The following is a 20,408-nucleotide window of genomic DNA, read 5'->3' as shown; positions in this document are numbered from 1 at the left end:
CGTCACGGGTCAACCTGCAGTGCGGCCCGAACCCCGTGAGGGCCGGCGCCTTTAGACGCGTGCCGGAAATCCAAGGGTTATACCCTAAGAGCAAACCACCCCTTTTAGGGGTGGTTTTGATTTCACGTCACCTTGTCTCAAATGCGACCCGCTCGCTGTCCGTTCTCTACCTGCGGCGTTGCCTTGTTCCGGATGCGGTATGCTCAACCTGCGGCGCCTTAGAGGTGGTCATTGGGGACGTTCTTAAACGGCTTGGTTGGGCTTATTGCTTTGAGATGTTGTTCGATCGGCTTTGATGGCCGTTAAACTGTCTACCTGCTTAAAGCAATTAACGGTGTGCATCTGCTATTGGAAATATTGCTCGAAAAATCGTCCAAGAAGTCGTGGGGCGATTTTTGACGCGTCGCGCGTCAAGCGATGTGGCAAGCGTTTGGTTAGATATTGGTTAGTTTTGGGGCAACCTTACCAAAAGCTTGACGAATGCAAATCTAGACGTCGGCGAATGAACACTTTGAGCGAGCCCGGTGCAAAATTCTGGGCTGATTCTTGATAATCGCCTTCAATCGCCCCTTGCCAAGCGCTGGCCTCGCGTACAATCTGCTCCGACATTCGCGCGCCGTCCGGCGCTTAAGAGGGGAGGGCCCCATGGCAAACGAGATCTGGACCATCAAGCGTTGTCTCGAGTGGACCAAGGAGTACCTGGCCGAGCGCGGCGAGGAGCACCCCCGTCTTTCTGCCGAGTGGCTGCTGTGCGCCGCCACGGGCCTGGCGCGCATTGACCTATATATGCGTATGGACGAGACGCTTAACGCGGCCCAGCTCGAGACCATGCATGCGGCCGTTGTCCGCCGCGCTAAGGGCGAGCCGCTGCAATACATCACCGGCAGCACGCAGTTTCGCATGATCGACGTCGCGTGCGCCCCCGGTGTGCTCATTCCGCGCCCCGAGACCGAGATGCTCGTCGAGGAAGTCCTCAATTATCTGGATGCCGAGGTGCTGAGCCCCGAGGCTGCTGCCCGTCAGCGTGTTGAGCTGCCTTGGAACGATGAGGTCGAAGAGGCCCGCAAAGCCGAGGCGGCGCTGGCCGACGAGCGCGCGACTGCCGAGCGCCGTGCCGCTAACCTGACGGCTGCCGATGAGGCGGCGTTAGGCGGCGACGTACTGGGCAGCCGTGCCTATGCCGAGGAACTGGCCGACCGCGAGGCCGAGGAAGCCGCCGCGCAGGCAGCAGAAGCCGAAGCCGCGGAAGCCGCCGAGTCCGAGCTCGACGAATACGGCATCGCCATCGAGGGTGCCGGCCAGGAGACGGCTTCAGCTCAGGATGCCGCTGCGCCTGCCCCAACCGAGCCCTGCACTGCCCGCGTTCTCGAGGTCGGCTGCGGCACGGGCTGCATTTCGCTCTCCCTTGCCTGGGAGCGCCGCGGCCACGTTACCTGCACCGCCACCGATATCGAGCCACGCGCCATCGATCTGGCCACCAAAAACCGCGACGCCCTCGGCCTCACGGCAGATGAGGTTGCCTTTAGCCTCACCAACCTGGTGAGTTCCATTCCCCGCGAAGAGTGGGGCACCTTTGATGTGCTCGTCTCCAACCCGCCTTACATCCCGACCGACGTCATGCGCTCGCTGCCGCACGAGGTCAAGGACTTTGAGCCCGACCTGGCGCTCGAGGGCGGCGCCGACGGCCTCGATATTTTCCGCCGCCTGCTCAATGCGGCGCCTTACATGCTGCGCGCCGGCGGCCTGTTTGCCTGCGAGCTCTACGAGGGTGCCCTCGATGCCGCGGCCGAGCTCTGTCGCCAGGCAGGCCTTTCGGACGTGCGTATCGTCCATGACCTCACCGATCGCCCCCGCATCGTCCGAGCCATCGTCACCGAGCCCAAACAGCGTATTTAAGCTGAATTAATAGACATTTGCGTAAGTTTGTCCTTGCAATATACCGTAAAACTTCTACTATAGAAGGAGAAAGGTATGTCAAATCAGCTGCATCGGTACCGTATCGTGCTTGATTACATTGAACCTTGGCTTGATGAGCAGGATGAAGCTACGCTGAAGCAGATTTATGCAGACCTTTTGGTGCTCGAGAAGGAAGGTCCCAGCCTTGGTCGTCCGCTGGTTGACCGCGTAAAGGGCTCGAAGCTTCATCATTTAAAGGAGCTGAGAGTGACGTCGTGTGGTGGGCAGGTGATTCGCATCCTCTTCGCCTTTGACCCCAAGCGCCAGGCGGTATTGCTATTGGCGGGTGATAAGTCGCGAGCGGGATCGTCAAGGGCAAAATGGAACGGTTGGTATGCGATCAACATTCCAAGGGCCGAGCAAATATACCGTCGCCACGTAAGGAGGCTCGATCGAGATGGAACTGCATGAGTATATGGAATCTCGCGGGATAACACGCGACTCCATTACCGCCGAGCAGGAGAGGACTCGCGATCGTATCGAAGCCTATAAGCTTGCTCAGATTCGCAGGTTAAAAGATCTAACACAGGCGTCGGTCGCCCAGTCGATGGGCGTTTCTCAAAAACGTGTATCCGAGCTCGAGCGTGGGGAGTTGGGTTCGATGAGGCTCGACACGCTGAGCAGGTACGCAGAGAGCCTCGGCGGAAAACTGGTTGCAAGCATCGAGTTTCCCGATCGTACCGTTACGCTTGCGCGCTAAAAATCTTCAATTAACCCCCTCACTTTCACCGACTACTAGAGCCGCTCACCAAACCAACATGCACTCTGGCCAAATAGGTTGAACGTTTCGTGCGAGAATGCCCCTCAGTAAACAAACTTTCACCAGAGCGTAAGGGGCTGGCATACACATGCAGACGGTCTATCGGGTATACGAGGGAACGCGCGAGCCGCATCGGCTCGCCGTCGAGCGCACGGCCGAGGTGCTCGGCCGCGGCGGCCTGGCCTTGATCCCGACCGAGACGGTCTACGGTGTCGCCGTGGCAGTCAACGCCTTCTCGGACGCCGTGCCCCAAGATACAAGCGAATTCCCATCGTGGCCGCGCGATCCGCGGGCTGTCGTCAATGGCGCCGCGGTCCCCGCGCTCGGTACCGGCTACCGCCGCATCTTTACCCTCAAGCAGCGCAAGCTCACCCAAACGGTCGCCTGGCTGGTCGATGGCGTCGAGGCGCTCGACCGCTATGGCGTGGATATCCCGGAAGATGCCCGCGTACTTGCGCGACGATGCTGGCCGGGAGCCCTGACTATCGTGGTCAAGGCGGCTCCCTGCGTGCCGACCTTTATGCGTGCTGCCGACGACACCGTGGCCCTGCGCGCTTCGGCCTCTCCCGTGGTCCAAGCGCTCATCCGCGCCTGCGGCAGTCCCCTTGCCTGCACGAGCGCCAACACACACGGCGCGCCCTCGCCGGCAAGCTTTGCCGCCGTCGAAGGTCGCATCCTGGAGGGGGTCGATGTTGCCGTCGACGCCGGCGAGACCCCGTGTCGCGACGCCTCGACCATCGTGTCGTTCCAGCACGGCGGGCTCCAGATCCTGCGCCAAGGCGCACTTCCCGCATCAGAGATCGAACGGGTCCTGTCCGACCCGATGCAATAGAAAGGTGTAAGCGATGTCGTTGAATCTGGGCAGCCTGGGCATGGAAGATGCCTCGTTTAACTTTGGCGGTTCCTACATCATGGCGCTCGACTGCGGCACCACTTCGGTACTTGCGACCATCGTCGACGAGTACGGCTGCATCGTCGCGCAGGCACGTCGTAGCGTCAAAACCAGCTTCCCGCGTCCCGGTTGGATAGAGCAAGACCCCATGGAGGTGCTTGCCAGCCAGATCGGCGTGATGATGGAGGTCCAGTTTAAGAGCGGCATCCATTCTGACCGCATCGCCGCCATCGGTATCTCCAACCAGCGCGAGACCACGGTGGTGTGGGACCGCATAAGCGGCCAACCCATCTATAACGCCATCGTGTGGCAATGCCGTCGCACCGCACCTCTGATCGACGAGCTGGTCGAGCGGGGCGCAGAAGAGCTGGTGCGCTCCCGCACGGGACTCACGCTCGATCCGTATTTCTCGGCTTCCAAGGTGCAGTGGATCCTCGACAACGTCGACGGTGCGCGTGAGAGCGCGGCGGCGGGCGACCTCATGTTCGGCACCATCGACACCTGGCTCATCTACAACCTTACCGGCAGCCAGGTCTTTGCCACCGACTACACCAATGCCAGCCGCACGGCGCTCTTTAATATCCATACGCTCGATTGGGACGACGACCTGCTGGCGCTCTTTGACGTTCCACGTTCCATGATGCCCGAGGTTCGTTGGAGCTCGGGCGACTACGGCCGCGTCGCGAGCGACATCATGACCAACATGCCGCCCATCATGGGCGTGGCGGGCGATCAGCAGGCGTCGCTGTTCGGCCACTGCTGCTTCCATCCCGGCCAGACCAAAAACACCTATGGCACGGGTTGCTTTATGCTCATGAACACCGGCGACGAGGTCGTCGAATCCAAGAACGGTCTGGTCTCCACGATCGGTATCGCCGCGGACGGCAAGATCAGCTATGCGCTCGAGGGTTCTATCTTTGCCGCCGGCTCAACCATGAACTGGCTGCGCAACAACATGGGCATCATCTCGAGTGTGAGCGAGTCCGCGCAACTCGCCGCTTCGATCAACGACAACGAGGGCTGCTACTTCGTCCCCGCCTTCGCTGGCCTGGGCGCTCCCTGGTGGGACCCGCGTGCCCGCGGTATCGTGTGCGGCCTGACCGGTGCCTCGAGTCGCGCGACCATTGTGCGTGCGGCCTGCGAGTCCATGGCCTACCAGAGTTATGACGTGCTGCGCGCCATGGAGCAGGACGTGGGACTTTCGATTGAGCGCCTGTCCGTCGATGGCGGCGCCTCACGCAACGAGTTCATCATGCAATTCCAGGCCGACCTGCTGGATATCCCCGTGCTGCAATGCGAGACGGTGGAGACCACGGCAATCGGTGCCGCGTACTTGGCGGGTCTTGCCGTCGGCTATTGGGAAGACCTTGAAGAGCTGGAGCAAAATGCCCAGATCGTTAGGACCTTCCTTCCCCATATGTCCGCCGAGCGTCGCGAGCAAAACCTTGCGGGCTGGCGTGATGCAGTCAAGCGCTCGCTCAGTACCGCACAGTAGGGCTGCGATGGGCTGCTCGATACAACAAACCGCTAAACTTATGCATGGCGTGCGGCGGCAACATTGCTGCGCGCCTTGTCAGCAAGGCCGTTTTGCGGCTGCAACGAAAGGGGCAATCAACCCATGACCGTCACCTACGATGCGTCCCATGTGACGCTTGTCGATCATCCGCTCGTCCAGCACAAGCTGTCGATCCTGCGCGACAAAAACACCGGCACCAACCAGTTCCGTCAGCTCGTGCGCGAACTCGCGCTTTTTGACGGCTACGAGGCCATGCGCGACCTGCCTATGGAAGACGTCGAGGTCGAGACCCCCATCACTACCGCCACGTTCAAACAGCTTGCCGGCAAGAAACTCGCCATCGTGCCCATCCTGCGTGCGGGCCTTGGCATGGTCGACGGTATCCTCGACCTGGTGCCCTCCGCTCGCGTGGGCCACATCGGCATGGAGCGCGACGAGGTCACCCACGAGCCGCACGAGTATTACTGCAAGATGCCCAAGGATATCGACCAGCGCATCTGCCTGGTCGTCGACCCCATGCTCGCCACGGGCGGTTCGGCCGAGATGGCCATCAGCTACCTGCGCGAGCGCGGTGTCAAGGATATCCGCATGCTGTGCATCGTCGCCGCGCCCGAGGGCCTCAAGTCACTGACCGAAAAGGACCCCGATGTGCATATCTATACCTGCGCCATCGACGACCATCTCAACGAAGCTGCCTACATCGTTCCCGGCCTGGGCGACGCCGGCGACCGCATCTACGGCACGCTGTAATCTCTGGGCCATACCGGCTAACGTCGAAAATACGAAGAAATGGTGCGCGCGGGCGAGCAAAAGACGACCGCGCGCACTCCTGTTAACGGACGTTTTGCCCTGCAGGGTTCGAGAAAAACGTATTACCGTACCTGCGGCATAAAGAAGGTCTTAAGAAAACGAACAGGTGCGTATTAACCGATGCTTTTTCGGTTGTACTTTAGCGATTGGCTCGTACAATAGTCACCAATGTTTGGCGGGAACTGTCCTGTGAGGCGATAAAAAAGGAAAGTGAGGACGCCAGTGTTTCAGATAGCCGATCTGCTCGCTATCGTTGCAGGTGCCATCGCGGGCGCGATTGCCTTCCTTCCCTTTGTCTTTACGCTCAAGCCGGTTCTTGACGATAAGCAGAATGCGGACATGCTCAAGGGTATGGTGAGTCTCGCGGTCTCGGCAATCGCGTTGCTTGTCTTTACCTTGGTTATGTTTGTGTTGTTCGGAGAGGCATTTCGCATGTTCCTCCTGGGCGAGGCGATCGGCTTCGTGGCCTTTATGGCCGCCTGCGCGGTTCGCGTCGCCAAGGCGCTGCGAGATCCTCATGAGGTCGAAAGGTAAGTCGTGGAAATTTTTGAAAAGCTGCCTGATGAGATTAATCATCTGGTCAGCGAGTTCAGCTCCACCCCTGTCGTGGGCGATCTGAGCTGCGGCATCACGCAGTACTCGTTTTGGCTGATCGTCTCCACGATCGTGCTCCTGATCGTCCTGGCCGTGTTCAAGAAGAAGCAGACCCTGGTTCCCAAGGGCTTCTTCGTCAACGGTTTCGAGTACATCATCGAGTACGTCGAGAACGATATCGGCAAGGGTGTCGTGGGTGAGAACTGGAAGAAGCACTTCCCGTTCCTGTGCTCGCTTTTCCTGTTCATCCTGATCAATAACATGATCGGCCTGATCCCGGGAATGAAGTCCGGCACCGGCGCAATCGGCTCCACCGCCGCACTCGCCATTTTCGCCTTCGTGTACTTCATCTACTACGGATGCAAGGCTCACGGCGTGATCGGCTACATCAAGAGCCTCGCCCCGCAGGGCGTGAGCTTCCCGATGAACGTCCTCGTGTGGGTCGTCGAGCTTTTCTCGACCTTCCTGCGCCTCATCACGCTTGCCGTCCGTCTGTTCTGCAACATGTTCGCAGGACACGTGGTCATGGGCTCGTTCGCCATCATGGCGAGCATGTTCATGCAGCCGCTGCTTCAGCAGGTTTCCGCGGCCCACGCCGTCGGCGCCCTGCCTTCGCTGGCCTGGCTTGCCATCCTCATCCTGATCTATGCGATCGAGCTTGTGGTCGGCGCCATCCAGGCTTACGTCTTCACGGTCCTTACCGCCGTGTATGTCTCCGAGGCAGAGGAGGTCGCGGAGGAGTAGTCTTCCGTTCGTGCCTTAAAGGTAAGGCAATTCGTTAAACCGCCGGTGCCCGTACCCATGGAGCCCGGCAGTTATAAAAAGGTTATCCTGCGTGAAATAAGACACGCACGACAAAGGAGGAATCGTGGGAGTTATCGGTTACGGTCTCGGTGTTATCGGCGCTGGTCTTGCTATCGGCCTGTCTGCTCTGGGTGCTACGGGTGCTATGGCCCGTCAGCCTGAGGTCCAGGGCCGCGTGTTCACCGTCTTCATCATGGGCTCCGCTTTCGGCGAGGCTCTGGCTCTGATCGGCTTCGTTGTCGCGCTGATCGTTAAATAGCACGGAGCGTCAAGTATGAATCTTTCATCCCAGAAGAGCGCGATCGCACTCTCCGCGTCCGCGGCCGCGCTGCTCATGCCGGTTTCCGCGTTCGCCGAGGACGGCGCTGCCGGTGCGGACATCCTCATCCCTAAGATGGCGGAGTTCATCCCGGCGCTTATCGCCTTCCTGATTATCTGGATCGTGCTGGCCAAGGTCGCCCTGCCGGGCATCATGAAAACCATGGAGGAGCGCGGCAAGAAGATCGAGGAGAGCCTCGACGAGGCCGAGAAGACCAAGCAGGAGGCTATCGCCAAGCGCGCTGAGTCCGACTCGATCGTCACCGACGCCCGTCGTCAGGCTGCCGACATCGTTCTCGAGGCCCGTAAGGACGCCGAGTCCGAGCGTGCCCGTATCATCGAGGCTGCTCACAAGGAGGCCGAGGAGATTATCGCCAAGGCCCATACGACCGTCGAGGACGAGCGCAAGTCCATCTATGCCGGTGCCGCGAGCTCCATCGCCGACCTGTCCGTTGCCGTCGCCACCAAGATCGTGGGCGAGGCACTCGAGGACGATGCCGAGCAGAAGAAGCTCATCGAGCGCTACATCCAGGAAGCAGGTAGCCTGAATGCCGACTAGCCGCTATCAGGACAAGGTGCTCGAGACCTACGCGCGTTCCCTTTTGGAAGCCGCCAAGGCCGAGAACCATGTGTTCGAGGACCTCGAGATGGTCGAGCGCTTGGCTTCTGCCAGCCCCGAGATCATCGCCGTGCTCGACACCATGTCCAAGCGCGACCAGCTCGACCTTCTTCCCAAGGTGGCAGCTGCCTTTAAGTATGTTGCCGAGGAAGACGAGGATGTAGTGGGCGTGACCGTCACCACGGCGATCCCGCTCGACGACGAGCTGCGTCAAACCATCACTAAGAAATGCGAGCAGGACTTCGGCCGCAAGGTATTCCTTATCGAGCAGGTCGACCCGTCTATCGTGGGCGGCCTGGTGCTCGAGGCCCGCGGCGAGCGTCGTGACATTTCCGTCAAGACGCAGCTGCGCATCGCGCAGGAGACCCTCGCAAACTCTGCTAATTCGTACGGAGGTGAAGCCTAATGTCCGAAACCCTCAATGCCCAGGATATCGCCAAGAAACTGCAGGAGCAGCTCACGAGCCTCTCCGCGACGGTCGATACGCATGAGGTTTCAACGGTCGACGAGGTAGGCGACGGCATCGCGCGCGTCTCCGGCCTCAAGAGCGCCATGGCAGGCGAGCTTCTGGAGTTCAAGAGCTCCGATACCGGTGAGACCGTCTTCGGCCTTGCCCAGAACCTTGACCGTGACGAGGTCGGCGCCGTTCTGTTTGGTGCCGTCGACTCCATCAAGGAAGGCGACGAGTGCCGCACCACTGGCCGCATTATGGATATCCCCGTGAGCCGTGCCATGCTCGGCCGCGTCGTCAATCCGCTCGGCCAGCCCATCGACGGCCTGGGCGACATCGTCGCCACGCACCGTCGCCCCATCGAGTTCAAGGCTCCCGGCGTCATCGATCGTACCCCGGTGTGCGAGCCGGTTCAGACCGGTCTGCTCGCTATCGACTCCATGGTGCCTATTGGCCGCGGTCAGCGTGAGCTCATCATCGGCGACCGTAAGACCGGTAAGACCGCCATCGCCATCGACGCTATCCTCAACCAGCGCGGCAAGGGCATGGTCTGCATCTATGTCGCCATCGGCCAGAAGGCCTCCACGGTTGCCAACATCCGTGAGACCCTCGCTCAGCACGGTGCGCTCGACTACACCATCATCGTTTCGGCCACTGCTGCCGATTCCGCCCCTATGCAGTACATCGCGCCTATGGCCGGTGCCGCTATTGGCGAGTTCTTCATGTACAACGGCGAGGACGGCAAGCCCGCCAGCGAGACCAACCCCGGCGGCCACGTGCTCGTCATCTACGACGACCTGTCCAAGCAGGCTGTGGCCTACCGTCAGATGTCGCTGACGCTGCATCGTCCGCCCGGACGCGAGGCCTATCCTGGCGACATCTTCTACCTGCACTCTCGTCTGCTCGAGCGTGCCGTCAAGATGTCCAAGAAGAACGGTTACGGCTCCATGACGGCACTGCCGATCATCGAGACCCAGGACGGCGACGTCTCGGCCTACATTCCGACCAACGTCATTTCCATTACCGATGGTCAGATCTACCTGCAGTCCGAGCTCTTCTTCCAGGGTCAGCGCCCGGCAGTCGACGTGGGTATCTCCGTGTCCCGCGTCGGTGGCGATGCGCAGACCAAGGCCATGAAGCAGGTCGCCGGCAACCTTCGTCTGGACCTCGCTTCCTATCAGGAGCTCGCTGGCTTTACGCAGTTCGGCTCCGACCTCGACGAGGCTACTCAGAAGCAGCTGACCCACGGTGCTCGCATGACCGAGCTCCTGAAGCAGCCGCGTTACAAGCCGTTTGAGGTTGGCGAGCAGATCGTTACGCTGTTCGCTGGCAACGAGGGCTTCCTGGATGACCTGGAGATCGCCGACGTGCTGCCCTTCCGTGCCGAGCTCATCGAGTACATGGACAATGGCTTTGGTTCGCTGCTCGACAAGGTTCGCGCCAAGAAGATCGATGATGACACCAAGGCTGAGCTCTTGCGCGTCATCGGCGACTTCAAGCAGCAGTTCATGGCCAAGCACCATTCGGATGTTTCTGGATCAGAGGAGAACTAAGCCCCATGGCCAACCTTCGCGACATTAAGAAGCGAATCTCCTCGGTTACCACGACCAAGCAGATCACGCGCACGATGGAGATGGTCTCTACGGCCAAGATTCGTCGTGCCCTCGATCGCTCCAAGCAGGCCGAGCCCTATAAGGAGGCGCTGACCGACGTCATGTTGACGGTCGCCGGCGACGCCTCCTGTTCGGGCACCGATCCCATGCTGCAGAAGCATGAGAGCGTCAAGCATGGCCTGATTGTCGTTATCGCCTCGGACCGCGGCCTTGCCGGCGGTTTCAATACGACGGTGGAGCGCACGGCCGAAAAGCTCGCCGCTTCTTGGGCGAACGACGGCATCGAATGCGAGATCATCGCGTGCGGGCGTAAGCCGGCCACGTATTTCCGTGACCGCGCAAACGTTGTCATGCACTTTGAGGGCAACTCCTCTGAGCCCGATTTCAATCAGGCCCGCATGATCTCCTCTCATATCTGCGATGCGTATCGTGCCGGTGAGCTTGACCGTGTCGAGCTTGTCTACCACCACGCCAAGAACCGCGTGGATCAGGAGCTTCGCGTCGAGCATCTGTTGCCGCTCGACCCCGAGATGATCGCTATGGCCCACGGTCCGCGTAAGAACGAGACCGACGCCCCTAAGCGCATCTCGTCCACGTTCGAGTTCGTGCCCTCTCCCGAGCATGTTCTCGGCAAGCTTGTGCCGTCTTATATCCTGACGGTCATCTACCAGGCCCTGATCGATTCGGCGGCTGCCGAGCAGGGTGCACGCCGCAAGGCCATGCACTCCGCGACGGAAAACGCCACCGCGATCATCTCGACCCTTACCCGCACGTATAGTCGCGTGCGCCAGGCTTCGATCACGACCGAGATTAACGAGATCGTCGGCGGAGCCTCAGCATTGGAGGAACAGTAATGGCTAATAACACCGTAAAGCTTGCGGTCGAGGAAGCCACCAAGAAGACGACTGCCGGTGATGGTCGCATCGTGCGAATCATCGGTCCTGTCGTCGACGTCAAGTTTGACGGTGCGGTGCCCCCGATCTACAACGCGCTCACGGTCGAGGCCGAGACCCCGATCGGTCATCTGAGCACGATCCTCGAGGTCGAGAGCCAGCTTCCGGGCGGCGTTGTCCGCACGGTCGCCATGTCCTCGACCGACGGCCTGCAGCGCGGTCTCATCGCCACCGATACCGGTGAGCCCATGAAGATGCCCGTTGGCCCCAAGACGCTCGGCCGTATTTGGAACGTCATGGGCAAGCCCGTCGACGGCAAGCCCATGCCCGAGGTGGAGGAGTTCTACCCCATCCACCATGCAGCGCCCCGTTTCGACGAGCTCACCACCAAGACCGAGATCTTCGAGACCGGCATTAAGGCCGTCGACCTGCTCGAGCCCTACATCCGTGGCGGCAAGACAGGCCTGTTCGGCGGCGCCGGCGTCGGCAAGACCGTTTTGATTCAGGAGCTCATCAACAACCTCGCCCAGGAGCACGGCGGCACCTCGGTGTTCACCGGCGTCGGCGAGCGTACCCGCGAGGGCACCGACCTGTTCCTCGAGATGAGCGAGTCTGGCGTTATCGACAAGACCTGCTTGGTCTATGGTCAGATGAACGAGCCGCCCGGAGCGCGTCTGCGCATCGGTCTGGCCGGCCTTACCACCGCTGAGTATTTCCGTGATCGTGGCCAGGACGTTCTGCTGTTCATTGACAACATCTTCCGCTTCTCCCAGGCAGGTTCCGAGGTTTCCGCACTGCTGGGCCGTATGCCGTCCGCCGTCGGTTACCAGCCCACGCTGGCAACCGAGATGGGCGACCTCCAGGAGCGCATTACCTCGACCAAGACGGGCTCCATTACCTCCGTCCAGGCTGTCTACGTCCCCGCAGACGACCTGACCGACCCGGCGCCTGCCACGACGTTTACGCACCTCGACGCCACCACGGTTCTTTCGCGTAGCATTTCGTCGCTCGGCCTGTTCCCGGCTATCGACCCGCTCGCGTCTTCCTCTGACGCTCTCGATCCCTCGATCGTCGGCGAGGAGCACTACCGTGTCGCCGTCAAGGTCCAGGAGCTCCTGCAGGAGTACTCCGACCTTCAGGACATCATCGCCATCCTGGGTATGGACGAGCTGTCCGAGGAGCAGCGCCTTACGGTCAACCGTGCCCGTAAGATCCAGCAGTTCCTCTCGCAGTCCTTCCACGTCGCCGAGAAGTTCACCGGCAACCCCGGTGTCTACGTCCGCGTCGAGGATACCGTCCGCTCCTTCGCCGAGATTGTCGACGGCAAGGCCGATGACCTGCCCGAGCAGGCTTTCCGCTATGCTTCCACGATTGAGGACGTGCGCGAGCGCGCCCGCAAGATGGGGGAGAAGTAGGTTATGCGTATCCGCATCGTGTGCCCCGTGAGCTGCGCCTATGAGGGCGACGCTGCGTTTGTGTCGATTCCGTCCACGGATGGCGAGTTTGGCGTTCTGCCTGCTCACTCCAGCGAGATCTGCACGATCGACCGCGGTTACGTTCGCGTTTCCGATAAGGCCATGGGCACTGTCGACCACACGTTTGCCGTGGCCGGCGGCTATGCCCAGGTTGCGGACGATGTCGTGACCGTTCTCGCCGAGCGCGCTTGCGATTTGGCGACCGTCGATGCCGACAAGCTTAAAGCTGATATTCAAGGTTTTGAAGAGAAGCTGGGTAATTTGTCGGAGGATGATGCACGCCGCGCCTACCTCTATAATGAAATCGCATGGTGTAAGCTCAAGCTTGCCCAATAGTCAAACGATTTAGCGTTCGACCATTTGCGAACACATCATGCCCGGGATGGCCCAGCCATCCCGGGCATGCTTTTTGAAAGGGTAGACCTTGGATATTATCCGCGTTGAGGGTGGCCACGCCATCGGAGGCTCCGTGCCCGTTTCGGGCGCCAAGAACTCCGCGCTCAAACTCATGGCGGCAACGCTTCTGGCGCCGGGCAAGACGACGCTGCAGAACGTGCCCGATATTTCCGATGTCCACGTGATGGGCAAGGTGCTCAAGGGCATGGGCGCTACGATCGATGTTCTCGACGAGCACACGCTCGAGATCGATACCTCTCAGGTCGATTCTTGGGAGGCTCCCTACGAGCTCGTTGCCAAGATGCGCGCTTCCACGGCCGTGATGGGGCCCTTGCTGGGCCGTTTCCATCGTGCCAAGATAGCCATGCCCGGCGGCTGCAACCTGGGTGCTCGCAAGATCGATATGCACATTCTTGGTCTTGAGGCCCTGGGCGTTGAGTTCGATACCGCCCACGGTTACATCAACGCTAATGCGCCCCAAGGTCTGCGCGGTACCACCGTCACGCTCGAGTTCGCCAGTGTCGGTGCGACCGAGAACCTCATTATGGCATCCGTGCGCGCGCAGGGTACCACGGTTATCGACAATGCCGCCCGCGAGCCCGAGATCGTCGATCTCGCCAACATGCTCAACGAGATGGGCGCCAAGATTGTTGGCGCCGGTACGCCCGTCGTGACTATCGAAGGCGTGGAAGAGCTCCATCCCGTTACCCATCGCGTGGTGGGCGACCGCATCGAGGCCGGTACCTTTATCGTTGCCGGTGCGTTGATGGCCGACGATCGCGGTGTCGATGTCACGGGCTTTTGCCCCATTCACTTGGGCATGGTGCTCAAGAAGATGGAGCTCATGGGTATCGACTGCGAGCGCGTCGAGGATGGCGTCCATGTAAACCGTGCCGAGCGTATCAAGCCGGTCGACATCCAGACGCTTCCGTTCCCCGGTTTCCCGACGGACATGCAGGCGCAGATTATGGTGCTCTCCGCTCTCGCCGACGGCAGTTCCGTTATTACCGAGAACATCTTCGAGAATCGCTTTATGTTTGCCTCTGAGCTGGTGCGCATGGGTGCCGACATTCGTATCGAGAGCCATCATGCCATGATTCATGGCGTCAAGGGCTTCTCGGGTGCACAGGTTACCTCGCCCGATCTGCGTGGCGGAGCGGCCCTCGTCGTAGCGGGCTTGATCGCCGACGGGACGACCGAGGTTTCGGCCATCCATCACATCAAGCGCGGCTACGAGCAGTTTGTCGAAAAGCTGCAGGCGCTCGGCGCGCATGTCGAGCATGCTACCGTCCCCGATCCCGTCATCTACTAATACAGGTTGCCTATGTTTAATAAAAAGCCCCTCGCGGATACCACCGCCCGAAGACCCTCAACTGGTGCGCAGGCCAAGATCTACAGTCGCGATAACGTGGCTCGCTATTCCGAGCGCGCTCGTCAACGTCGTCGTAGCCACACGATTCGTCACGTCGCGCTCATTGTCGTGCTTGGTGTGCTGCTGAGTGCCACTACCGCTGCCGGCCTGTGGTTTGCCACCATTATGGGCAAGCTCGGCGATTCTAATGTCATTACCGATAATCTGCGTCGGGTTCTGGTTGACACCGATGAGGCAAAGGATCCGTTCTACGTGCTGCTTCTTGGCACCGACGGCCGTCCGGGCGAGGATACGTATCGTGCCGACTCGATTATCCTGGCACGCATCGACCCCACGCAAAAGCAGGCGACGCTCATTTCCGTTCCGCGCGACACCAAGGTCGAGTACAAGGGCGAGACCATGAAGATCAACGCCTGCCATACCGTTGGCGGCGCCGAGGCCATGGTCGAGGCGGTCAACGAGCTGTGCGGTGTTCAGATTTCCCACTATGCCGAGGTCAGCTTCGACGGTATGCAGGCGCTGATTGATTCGGTTGGCGGTATCGACATTAACGCAACCGATGATGTTGACGACCCCGAGCACCTGGATATTAAGATTACCGCTGGCCAGCAGCATATGGACGGTGCCACCGCCCTTACCTATGCCCGCTGCCGCTACACCTATGCCGACGGCGATTACACGCGCATGCGCCACCAGCGTCAGGTGCTTGGCGCCCTTGCCAACCAGATTCTCAATAACTTCGATGCCACGAAGATTTTTGGCCTGGTTAATTCGCTGTCCGATATGCTCGTAACCGATATGAGCGTTCAGGATATCGTGGCTACGGTCAACGCCATGCGCGGTATGGATGTCGACGGTATCTACTCGGCCAACCTGCCCTCGTATGCCGACGACAGCACCATGATCGACGGTGTGAGCTACGTCTTTGTCTACGAGGACGAGCTCAAGGAAATGATGGAGCGCGTCGATGCCGGCAAGGATCCCAAGGGTCCCAACACCATGGGTCTTTCCGACGGTTCCAGCTCTACGATCGGCGACCTGAACAACAACACGTCTGACGACTACGCAAACGGTACCGCAACCTCATCGGTCAGCTCTGACGATTCCGATGACTCAAGCGATTCGAGCGATTCGGACTACTACGAAGAGCCCACCGGCGACGGCAACGGCTACGAGGCCAACTACTAAGTTACGGCGTTTTACCAAACGCCGTAACGGCTCGACGCTGCGCGCCGCCCAAGGCGACAATTTGTCATTCAAAAGGCAGGACATGACCAGAAGGTCAATGCCCTGCCTTTTTCATGCCAACTTGTTCGCCTTGGACGTCGCTCGCTGACGTTGGCTCAACCTGCGGTGCTGACTACTCCCCTTGCACCAAAAACCGCCCCGTTCTCGGTTTTGAGGACGGGGCGGTTTTGCTTACCTAGATTGTTCGAGTTCCTTATGCAAAGCGGGCGACGAGCTCCTGGAGCACGTCGGTCATCTTGACGAGCGAACTGACCGGGACGAACTCGTTGACGCCGTGGTAGCAATAGCCGCCGGTGGAAAGGTTGGGGCAGGGCAGACCGCGGAACGACAGCTGGGCGCCGTCGGTGCCGCCACGAATTGGCAGCACTTGGGGCTCAACGCCGCAGGCAAGGTAGGCTTCCTTGGCAACATCAATAAGCTCGGGATAGTCACGAACGATCTCGGCCATATTTCGATACTGCTGCTTAATCTCGACCGTCACGCGCTCCTCACCCAGACGCTGGTTGAGCATCGAGGCAGCGGCATCAATAAGGTCGAGTTTCTGCTGGAACTTGGCGGCGTCATGGTCGCGGACGATATAGCGCGCTGTGGCGTGATCGACGGTCGCAGATACACCCTCAAGGTGATAAAAGCCCTCGTAGCCTTCCGTATACTCCGGGCGCTGTACGCAGGGGAGCAACGCGTTGAAGTCGCAGAACAGATTGCCTGCGTTGACCATACGGCCCTTAGCGTCGCCCGGGTGGATGGACTGGCCCTCAAAGCAGACGGTCGCCTCGGCGGCGTTAAAGCATTCCCACTCCAGTTCGCCGATGGGGCCGCCGTCGACCGTGTAGGCGTACTTGCAGCCAAAGGTATCGATATCCAACAGCTCGGCTCCGTGGCCGATCTCCTCGTCAGGGCAGAAGCAAATGCCGAGTGCGGGATGGGGCAGAGAAGGGTCCTGAGCGATACGCGCGACAAGCGACATGATCTCGGCGACGCCTGCCTTGTCGTCCGCGCCCAGCAGCGTGGTGCCATCGCTGCAGACCAGGTCCTCACCTGCGAGGTCGTTCAGGGCGGGAAGCTTGGCGGTACTCATGGCAACGGGCTTACCGTCAACCGTGCCGCAGACCAGGTCGCCGCCTTCGTAGTGTACGATGTGCGGTTTCACGCCGGCACCCGGTGCAACTTCGGTGGTGTCGAGATGGGCGATCAGGCCCAGGGCGGGCTTGTCCTCAGCGCCCGCACTTGCGGGGATATGCGCGCAGACATAGGCGTGCTCGGTCACGTGGGCATCTTCCGCACCAAGCTCGCGCAGCTCTTCAGCCAGCACGTTGGCAAGGTCAAACTGAACGGCGCTCGAGGGTACCTGGTCGCAGTTTGCATCCTCGGACTGCGTGTTGATCTGGACGTAGCGCAAAAAGCGTTCGAGGACATCGGGGCTCGTGGTGGTGTTTTCCATAAAGACCGCTCCAATCTTGGTCGTCGTGTGCAACAAGAACTCTAGCACGGTATGCCACGGCATACCACGACGCTTGGATGGGGTAGAATCAGCCATTGAATGCAGAAGGGACGGAAGATCATGGATACGACAAATAGCTCGCGCGAACTACATCTGACGGTGGCGAACGAAGACTACTTGGAGTGCATGGTTCGCATTGAAAGCGAAGAGGGGGAAACCAACGGCGTGCGATCGGTCGACATCGCGCAGCGCCTTGGCGTCTCCAAGGCATCGGTCAATAAAGCGGTTTCGGCGCTCAAGGCATCCGAGCTTGTCGAGCAATCGCACTACGGCAAGGTAATCCTGACCGATCGCGGTCGCGAGGTTGGCACGGCTATCTGGTACCGTCATCGCCTCATCCGCACGTTTTTGGTTCAGGAGCTCGGTGTCGAATTTGAGCGAGCCGATTCCGAGGCCTGCATGATGGAGCATGCGCTATCCGAGGACACGATGAGCCGCTGGCTCGCCTATCTCGAAAAGCAGGGAATCAGCGTCGAGGAATAGCGGGATATATATGGATACGAGTTATTACAACCGCTTTGGTGCCGAGGAACTTACGCGCCGCTTGTCGAGCGAGACCTTGTTGGCGCAGGGCCCCATGGGCAGTGTTCTGTTGAGTGAGTACGATGCCGCCGACATTCCACCGGCGTTTTGGAATCTGGCAGAGCCGCAGACCGTTTCTCGTATCCATCGCTTGTATGTCGCCGCCGGCGCGCAGGTGCTCATTACCAACACCTTTCAGGCATCGAGCTATGCCCTCAAGCACGACCAGATTGCGCCGTCCGTGGCGGAGGTCAATCGCGGGGCCGTCGACGATGCCCGCCAGGCGCACCCTCAGCTGCTGCTAGGCTCGATGGGCCCGATCGGTATTGAGTGGTTTGCCGAGGACTCTGCCGAGTATCGTGAAATCCGAGGCATTGCGCGCGAACAGGCGCACGCCTTGCTCAACGCCGGCGTTGACGGTCTGCTGATCGAGACGGTGACGTCTATCCGTAATTTGCAGCCCATGCTTGCCGGCGCCCGAGATGCCGCCGATGGCATGCCTGTTCTGGTGAGTTTTGTCGTTGACGATAAAGGCGACCTGTTGGGCGATGGCCTCAACATCGAGGCAGCCGTTTTGTACGCCGAAAAACACGGCGCAAATTCGGTTGGTGTTAATTGCTGTTCGCTTGCGGCCGCGAACGCGGCGGTGCCCAGGATGGTTGCATCGGCGACTACTCCCGTCACGGTGCGTCCCAACGTAGGCGATCCGGTCCAGACTCAGGATGGCCCCGTATGGCACGAGAACCCCGAAGCTTTCGCGCGCGCATGCATCGAATGGAGACATGCCGGTGCCGCAATGGTGGGCAGTTGCTGTGGAACCACGGCAATCACTACGGCCGCGATGGCCGAGGCGCTCGATATATAAAGGGCAAACCGCTCCATACGGGGCGGTTTTTTTATTGCTTGCATGTCCTCGGCAGCATTTGCCCAAATGGTGAATGCTGGTGCCGGCAGGTTGCCGAGTGCATGTTGCGGGTATACCCCATGCGTACCATGATCCAAACACTGTGAGGTGTCTGCGCGTGTGCGCGATAATTCATTTTGGAACTGACGGTTGGCGCGCTCGCGTCGATGAGGACTTCACTGCCGATAACGTTGCCCGTATCGCCGATGCCGTCGGCGAGTTGTGGCAAAAGACCAATCCGGGCAAAACGGTATATATAGGGTTCGACACCCGGCCCCTGGCGCGCGAGTTCGCTGAGCTTGCGGCGGGCGTGCTAGCAGCGCACGGGCTAGACGCCGTGCTCGCTTCGCGACCTGTCCCGACCCCTGCCCTTACGTGGGCGGCGGCTTATGACGGTGAAACGTGCGGCGCGCTCATGGTGACGGGGTCCCATCATCCGCAGGGCTATCTGTGCCTCAAGATTCGCATGGGTGACGGCTCGACCGCCAACCAGGATGTCATCGAAGAGCTCGAAGAGACTATGGCTCCCGAGCCAATGGGGATCGAGGGGCAATATCGCACCGCGGATATCATTCCTGACTATATGCAGGCGGTGGCATCGTTTGTCGATGCCGAAGCCATCCGCGCCGCGCACTTGCGCGTGGTTGTCGATCCCATGGGCGGCGCAGCCCAGGGCTATCTAGCCGACTTGCTGCGCGAGCTTGGCGTTGAGGTGCACGAGATTCACGCCGGGCAGGCGTCTGACCAAGAAGATATCTGCCCCGACCCCGTTGAACCGTGGGTGGACGCTTGCGAGCGCACGGTTATCGAGGACGGAGCTTGCGCTGGCCTGGTGACCGACGGCGACGCCGACCGTATCGGCGCGGTTGACGAGCGCGGCAGATATATACATCCGCATCAGATCATGGCGCTCGTTTTGGGCGACTTGGTTCAATTTCGTAATTTGGAGGGGCGCGTCGTCGTCAATCTTTCATGCTCGACGCTCGTGCGTCGCATTGCCGAGGCGCTTGGCTGCCGCGTGACCGTCAAACCAGTCGGTTTCAAATATATAGCGGCGGAGATGAAGAAGGGCGGCGTCCTCATGGGCGGCGAAGAAGCCGGTGGTATCGGCATCGCCGCGCATATGCCCGAGCGCGATGGAATCCTCGCCTGTCTGATTCTGTGTGAGCTTATGGCAAAGACGGACGCGCCTTTGGGCGTTCTGGTCGACCAACTCGAGGACAGTTTTGGTAAGACGAGTTACGGTCGACGCGACTTGCGCCTTGAGGCCGAAGATGCCGAAACGTTACGAACCCTGCTGCCGGGCGTAAACCCCAAGTCGATTTGTGGCAAGGTGCCGCAAAACGTTAGTCATATGGACGGCTTGCGTTTGGCATTCGAGGATGACACGTGGCTGCTGGTCCGTCCTAGCGGGACCGAACCAGTGGTGCGCGTCTACGCCGAGGGGTTCTCGGTGGAAGAACGTGATGAGTTGCTCGATGCTGGCTGTGCTTTAGCTAGGGGGACGTATCCGCTTTAACCATGAGACTGCCTTATATAAAGAGATGCTCGGCGAGCGGTAGTTAACGGCTGGCAAACGTTAGTCGGATCACAAGATGTGTAGGAAATGTGTACGCCCAGATTCCCGCCCCCGGGGCCCCTCCGGTCTGGCAATATATCTCCTTGCCGCGCGGCCCGGTGGAACCGGATCAGCCGCGGGGCGTGCACCTTGAGAACCGGATACTGCGAGGATGGACACTCACTTCAGTGTCGCATCCGGGCAGA

General features: G+C 60.1%; 21 protein-coding genes. 20 read left to right on the top strand and 1 reads right to left on the bottom strand.

Annotated elements, in window-relative coordinates; translation table 11 throughout:
- The first annotated feature begins 645 nt into the window (after positions 1 to 645).
- The 17 genes from AAAX59_RS08675 (at position 646) to AAAX59_RS08595 (ending at position 15,657) form a co-directional block, all read left to right on the top strand.
- On the top strand, positions 646 to 1,896 hold the full coding sequence (locus AAAX59_RS08675; RefSeq protein ID WP_195234859.1) for a HemK/PrmC family methyltransferase: 1,251 nt from the start codon (positions 646 to 648) through the stop codon (positions 1,894 to 1,896).
- A 75-nt stretch (positions 1,897 to 1,971) separates the two neighbouring features.
- Positions 1,972 to 2,367: a type II toxin-antitoxin system RelE/ParE family toxin gene (locus AAAX59_RS08670; RefSeq protein ID WP_022094268.1), complete on the top strand. Its 396-nt coding sequence runs from the start codon at positions 1,972 to 1,974 to the stop codon at positions 2,365 to 2,367.
- Complete coding sequence (locus AAAX59_RS08665) at positions 2,354 to 2,656, top strand: helix-turn-helix domain-containing protein (RefSeq protein WP_006235701.1); 303 nt, start codon at positions 2,354 to 2,356, stop codon at positions 2,654 to 2,656. Before AAAX59_RS08670 ends, AAAX59_RS08665 begins: the two co-directional genes overlap by 14 nt.
- Before the next feature lie 148 nt (positions 2,657 to 2,804).
- Entirely contained in the window at positions 2,805 to 3,548 is a 744-nt protein-coding gene (locus tag AAAX59_RS08660) for an L-threonylcarbamoyladenylate synthase (protein WP_349071476.1), read from the top strand.
- Positions 3,549 to 3,561: 13 nt separating this feature from the next.
- Positions 3,562 to 5,103 (top strand): glycerol kinase GlpK, encoded by a 1,542-nt coding sequence (gene glpK, locus AAAX59_RS08655; protein ID WP_217750679.1) that lies wholly within the window; start codon positions 3,562 to 3,564, stop codon positions 5,101 to 5,103.
- Positions 5,104 to 5,226: 123 nt separating this feature from the next.
- Positions 5,227 to 5,874, top strand: a complete 648-nt coding sequence (upp, locus tag AAAX59_RS08650) for a uracil phosphoribosyltransferase (protein WP_349071475.1) — start codon at positions 5,227 to 5,229, stop codon at positions 5,872 to 5,874.
- 282 nt (positions 5,875 to 6,156) lie between these two features.
- Positions 6,157 to 6,468, top strand: coding sequence for a hypothetical protein (locus AAAX59_RS08645; protein ID WP_349071474.1), 312 nt, complete (start codon positions 6,157 to 6,159; stop codon positions 6,466 to 6,468).
- A 3-nt stretch (positions 6,469 to 6,471) separates the two neighbouring features.
- A complete protein-coding gene (gene atpB / locus AAAX59_RS08640) occupies positions 6,472 to 7,272 on the top strand; it encodes a F0F1 ATP synthase subunit A (protein ID WP_349071473.1) in 801 nt (266 codons plus the stop codon).
- Between the two features lie 124 nt (positions 7,273 to 7,396).
- Positions 7,397 to 7,591: an ATP synthase subunit C gene (locus AAAX59_RS08635; protein ID WP_022094262.1), complete on the top strand. Its 195-nt coding sequence runs from the start codon at positions 7,397 to 7,399 to the stop codon at positions 7,589 to 7,591.
- Positions 7,592 to 7,606: 15 nt separating this feature from the next.
- Positions 7,607 to 8,209 (top strand): F0F1 ATP synthase subunit B, encoded by a 603-nt coding sequence (atpF, locus tag AAAX59_RS08630; RefSeq protein WP_006235712.1) that lies wholly within the window; start codon positions 7,607 to 7,609, stop codon positions 8,207 to 8,209.
- Entirely contained in the window at positions 8,199 to 8,675 is a 477-nt protein-coding gene (locus tag AAAX59_RS08625; RefSeq protein ID WP_035138792.1) for a F0F1 ATP synthase subunit delta, read from the top strand. Before atpF ends, AAAX59_RS08625 begins: the two co-directional genes overlap by 11 nt.
- Positions 8,675 to 10,273: a F0F1 ATP synthase subunit alpha gene (gene atpA, locus AAAX59_RS08620; protein ID WP_035138794.1), complete on the top strand. Its 1,599-nt coding sequence runs from the start codon at positions 8,675 to 8,677 to the stop codon at positions 10,271 to 10,273. Before AAAX59_RS08625 ends, atpA begins: the two co-directional genes overlap by 1 nt.
- Positions 10,274 to 10,278: 5 nt before the next feature.
- Entirely contained in the window at positions 10,279 to 11,187 is a 909-nt protein-coding gene (gene atpG / locus AAAX59_RS08615) for an ATP synthase F1 subunit gamma (RefSeq protein WP_006235716.1), read from the top strand.
- Positions 11,187 to 12,641 carry a F0F1 ATP synthase subunit beta gene (atpD, locus tag AAAX59_RS08610; RefSeq protein ID WP_006235717.1) on the top strand — a complete coding sequence of 485 codons (1,455 nt, stop codon included), beginning with the start codon at positions 11,187 to 11,189 and terminating at the stop codon, positions 12,639 to 12,641. Before atpG ends, atpD begins: the two co-directional genes overlap by 1 nt.
- A gap of 3 nt (positions 12,642 to 12,644) precedes the next feature.
- Entirely contained in the window at positions 12,645 to 13,037 is a 393-nt protein-coding gene (gene atpC, locus AAAX59_RS08605) for an ATP synthase F1 subunit epsilon (RefSeq protein ID WP_006235718.1), read from the top strand.
- 88 nt (positions 13,038 to 13,125) lie between these two features.
- Positions 13,126 to 14,409, top strand: coding sequence for a UDP-N-acetylglucosamine 1-carboxyvinyltransferase (murA, locus tag AAAX59_RS08600; protein WP_035138796.1), 1,284 nt, complete (start codon positions 13,126 to 13,128; stop codon positions 14,407 to 14,409).
- Positions 14,410 to 14,421: 12 nt separating this feature from the next.
- Positions 14,422 to 15,657, top strand: a complete 1,236-nt coding sequence (locus AAAX59_RS08595; protein ID WP_006235722.1) for an LCP family protein — start codon at positions 14,422 to 14,424, stop codon at positions 15,655 to 15,657.
- A gap of 253 nt (positions 15,658 to 15,910) precedes the next feature.
- Here AAAX59_RS08595 and pepT read toward each other — a convergent pair whose 3' ends face one another.
- Positions 15,911 to 17,158 carry a peptidase T gene (gene pepT / locus AAAX59_RS08590; RefSeq protein WP_349071472.1) on the bottom strand — a complete coding sequence of 416 codons (1,248 nt, stop codon included), beginning with the start codon at positions 17,156 to 17,158 and terminating at the stop codon, positions 15,911 to 15,913.
- A gap of 120 nt (positions 17,159 to 17,278) precedes the next feature.
- On the opposite strand from pepT, the gene AAAX59_RS08585 reads away from it, so the two are divergent.
- The 3 genes from AAAX59_RS08585 (at position 17,279) to AAAX59_RS08575 (ending at position 20,163) form a co-directional block, all read left to right on the top strand.
- Positions 17,279 to 17,701: a metal-dependent transcriptional regulator gene (locus tag AAAX59_RS08585; protein WP_040359600.1), complete on the top strand. Its 423-nt coding sequence runs from the start codon at positions 17,279 to 17,281 to the stop codon at positions 17,699 to 17,701.
- A gap of 10 nt (positions 17,702 to 17,711) precedes the next feature.
- Positions 17,712 to 18,605 (top strand): homocysteine S-methyltransferase family protein, encoded by an 894-nt coding sequence (locus tag AAAX59_RS08580; protein WP_035138801.1) that lies wholly within the window; start codon positions 17,712 to 17,714, stop codon positions 18,603 to 18,605.
- Between the two features lie 157 nt (positions 18,606 to 18,762).
- Entirely contained in the window at positions 18,763 to 20,163 is a 1,401-nt protein-coding gene (locus tag AAAX59_RS08575; protein ID WP_349071471.1) for a phosphoglucomutase/phosphomannomutase family protein, read from the top strand.
- Positions 20,164 to 20,408: the final 245 nt, after the last annotated feature.

Source organism: Collinsella sp. CLA-ER-H2 (assembly GCF_040092405.1).
Lineage (GTDB): Bacteria > Actinomycetota > Coriobacteriia > Coriobacteriales > Coriobacteriaceae > Collinsella.
Note: the sequence above shows the minus strand (reverse complement) of the source record. Positions and strands in the feature narration are given on the sequence as shown.

Excerpts from the sequence above, each read along its gene's own strand:
- atpC (WP_006235718.1), top strand. The coding sequence starts at position 12,645 with ATGCGTATCCGCATCGTGTGCCCCGTGAGCTGCGCCTATGAGGGCGAC.
- atpD (WP_006235717.1), top strand. The coding sequence starts at position 11,187 with ATGGCTAATAACACCGTAAAGCTTGCGGTCGAGGAAGCCACCAAGAAG.
- glpK (WP_217750679.1), top strand. The coding sequence starts at position 3,562 with ATGTCGTTGAATCTGGGCAGCCTGGGCATGGAAGATGCCTCGTTTAAC.
- atpF (WP_006235712.1), top strand. The coding sequence starts at position 7,607 with ATGAATCTTTCATCCCAGAAGAGCGCGATCGCACTCTCCGCGTCCGCG.
- AAAX59_RS08585 (WP_040359600.1), top strand. The coding sequence starts at position 17,279 with ATGGATACGACAAATAGCTCGCGCGAACTACATCTGACGGTGGCGAAC.
- atpG (WP_006235716.1), top strand. The coding sequence starts at position 10,279 with ATGGCCAACCTTCGCGACATTAAGAAGCGAATCTCCTCGGTTACCACG.
- AAAX59_RS08625 (WP_035138792.1), top strand. The coding sequence starts at position 8,199 with ATGCCGACTAGCCGCTATCAGGACAAGGTGCTCGAGACCTACGCGCGT.
- upp (WP_349071475.1), top strand. The coding sequence starts at position 5,227 with ATGACCGTCACCTACGATGCGTCCCATGTGACGCTTGTCGATCATCCG.
- AAAX59_RS08660 (WP_349071476.1), top strand. The coding sequence starts at position 2,805 with ATGCAGACGGTCTATCGGGTATACGAGGGAACGCGCGAGCCGCATCGG.
- AAAX59_RS08580 (WP_035138801.1), top strand. The coding sequence starts at position 17,712 with ATGGATACGAGTTATTACAACCGCTTTGGTGCCGAGGAACTTACGCGC.
- pepT (WP_349071472.1), bottom strand. The coding sequence starts at position 17,158 with ATGGAAAACACCACCACGAGCCCCGATGTCCTCGAACGCTTTTTGCGC.
- AAAX59_RS08595 (WP_006235722.1), top strand. The coding sequence starts at position 14,422 with ATGTTTAATAAAAAGCCCCTCGCGGATACCACCGCCCGAAGACCCTCA.
- AAAX59_RS08675 (WP_195234859.1), top strand. The coding sequence starts at position 646 with ATGGCAAACGAGATCTGGACCATCAAGCGTTGTCTCGAGTGGACCAAG.
- AAAX59_RS08670 (WP_022094268.1), top strand. The coding sequence starts at position 1,972 with ATGTCAAATCAGCTGCATCGGTACCGTATCGTGCTTGATTACATTGAA.
- atpA (WP_035138794.1), top strand. The coding sequence starts at position 8,675 with ATGTCCGAAACCCTCAATGCCCAGGATATCGCCAAGAAACTGCAGGAG.
- AAAX59_RS08665 (WP_006235701.1), top strand. The coding sequence starts at position 2,354 with ATGGAACTGCATGAGTATATGGAATCTCGCGGGATAACACGCGACTCC.